Source organism: Pseudomonas sp. Sample_24, assembly GCF_004307605.1.
GTDB lineage: Bacteria > Pseudomonadota > Gammaproteobacteria > Pseudomonadales > Pseudomonadaceae > Aquipseudomonas.
In genome coordinates, this window is record NZ_RCNW01000009.1 from 1 (window position 1) to 2,413 (window position 2,413).

At 57.2% G+C, this 2,413-nt stretch carries 3 protein-coding genes; all 3 read left to right on the forward strand.

All coding sequences use genetic code 11. From position 1 onward, the window contains the following. Window positions 1-353: ATP-binding cassette domain-containing protein (locus D8V06_RS00470; protein WP_130930257.1), on the forward strand; the 353-nt coding region annotated here is incomplete at its 5' end. A 180-nt stretch (window positions 354-533) separates the two neighbouring features. Beyond that, entirely contained in the window at window positions 534-2,027 is a 1,494-nt protein-coding gene (locus D8V06_RS00475; RefSeq protein WP_056855027.1) for an RNA polymerase factor sigma-54, read from the forward strand. A gap of 74 nt (window positions 2,028-2,101) precedes the next feature. Next, entirely contained in the window at window positions 2,102-2,410 is a 309-nt protein-coding gene (gene raiA, locus D8V06_RS00480; protein WP_007941242.1) for a ribosome-associated translation inhibitor RaiA, read from the forward strand. Window positions 2,411-2,413: the final 3 nt, after the last annotated feature.

Sequence of the window (2,413 nt, forward strand, 5' to 3'; positions counted from 1 at the left end):
TCCACATCAGCCACATCCGCGACAACCTCGGCATGAGCCTGTCCGGTGGTGAGCGTCGTCGCGTGGAAATCGCCCGGGCATTGGCCACCAACCCGAAATTCATTCTCCTCGACGAACCTTTCGCCGGCGTGGACCCGATTTCGGTAGGCGATATCAAGCAGATCATTCATCACCTCAAGGCCAAGGGCATTGGCGTGCTGATCACCGACCACAACGTCCGTGAAACGCTGGATATCTGTGAAACCGCCTACATCGTCAACGATGGCCAACTGATCGCCGAAGGTGACTCCGACACCATCCTGGCCAACGATCTGGTCAAGGAAGTGTATCTGGGCCACGAGTTCCGCCTGTAAGCACTGAAGCTCATGGCGGTACAGTTCGCGACAAACAGTAAAAATCAACCAGTTTTTATTGTTACAGCGGTCTAGGCAAACACTTCAGTTTCAGGCATATAATTTGCTTATGTTTGGCGCTTCGGCGCCCTGTAGTGGATGGCGCATGTGCGCCGGCGAATAAGGTGTTAAGCCCCTGCCATGAAACCATCGCTAGTCTTGAGAATGGGCCAGCAGCTGACGATGACACCGCAGCTGCAACAGGCCATCCGCCTGCTCCAATTGTCGACCCTGGACCTGCAACAGGAAATCCAGGAGGCCCTGGAGTCCAATCCGATGCTCGAACGCCAGGAAGATGGTGAGGATTTCGACAATTCCGACCCTCTGGCCGACAACGTCGAACAGAAGCCCAACACCGAGATTCAGGAACCCTCGTATCAGGAAAGCGCCCCGACGGTGGACAACCTCGAGGAAGGCGACTGGAACGAGCGCATCCCCAACGAGCTGCCGGTCGACACCGCGTGGGAAGATGTCTACCAGACCAGCGCCAGCAGCCTGCCGAGCAACGATGACGACGAGTGGGATTTCACCACCCGCACCTCGGCCGGCGAGAGTCTGCAAAGCCATCTGTTGTGGCAACTGAACCTGGCGCCGATGTCCGACACCGATCGCCTGATTGCCGTGACCTTGATCGATTGCATCAACAATCAGGGCTATCTGGACGAGACGCTCGAGGAAATCCTGGAAGCGTTCGATCCGGAACTGGATATCGAGCTGGACGAAATCGAAGCCGTCCTGCACCGCATCCAGCAATTCGAGCCGGCCGGTATCGGCGCGCGCAACCTTGGCGAATGCCTGTTGCTGCAACTGCGCCAGTTGCCCGCCAAGACTCCGTGGCTGGCCGAAGCCAAGCGTCTGGTCACCGACTACATAGACCTGCTCGGCAGCCGTGACTACAGCCAGCTGATGCGCCGCATGAAACTCAAGGAAGATGAGCTGCGCCAGGTGATCGAACTGGTCCAGAGCCTCAACCCGCGTCCGGGCTCGCAAATCGAGTCCACCGAGGCCGAGTACGTCGTCCCCGACGTCATCGTGCGCAAGGACAATGAGCGCTGGCTGGTAGAGCTCAATCAGGAGTCGGTACCACGGCTGCGGGTCAACGCCCAGTACGCCGGTTTTGTGCGCCGCGCCGACACCAGCGCCGACAACACCTTCATGCGCAATCAGTTGCAGGAGGCTCGCTGGTTCATCAAGAGCCTGCAAAGCCGCAACGAAACCCTGATGAAAGTTGCCACCCAGATCGTCGAGCATCAGCGCGGCTTTCTGGAGTACGGCGACGAAGCCATGAAACCGCTGGTGTTGCATGACATCGCCGAAGCGGTCGGCATGCACGAATCGACGATCTCCCGGGTGACCACGCAAAAATTCATGCATACCCCCCGGGGCATTTATGAGCTGAAATACTTTTTTTCCAGCCACGTCAGCACCTCCGAAGGCGGCGAATGCTCGTCTACGGCGATCCGCGCGATCATCAAAAAACTGGTTGCCGCGGAAAATCAGAAAAAGCCGTTGAGTGACAGCAAGATCGCTGGTTTACTGGAGGCACAAGGCATTCAGGTGGCTCGCCGCACCGTCGCCAAGTACCGCGAATCCCTCGGGATCGCGCCTTCGAGCGAACGCAAGCGGTTGATGTAGAGCCACGCCACAGCGTTCCAGTGGCAGATCATCGGGTCTGCCGCTTTATGCACTGGCAACGAAGGAGAAGCTGTATGCAAGTCAACATCAGTGGACACCAACTGGAAGTGACCGAACCTCTTCGCACCTACATCGGCGAAAAACTCGAACGACTGGAGCGACATTTCGACAAGATCACCAACGTGCAGGTCACGATGACAGTCGAAAAGCTTAAGCAGAAAATCGAAGCCACGCTGCATATTCCCGGCAATGAAGTGGTCGCCAACGCGGAGCATACCGATATGTACGCGGCGATCGACGCATTGACCGACAAGCTGGATAAACAACTTAAAAAGCATAAGGAAAAGACCCAGAGCCTCCTCCAGGGCGCGACCGGTCGTTAACAC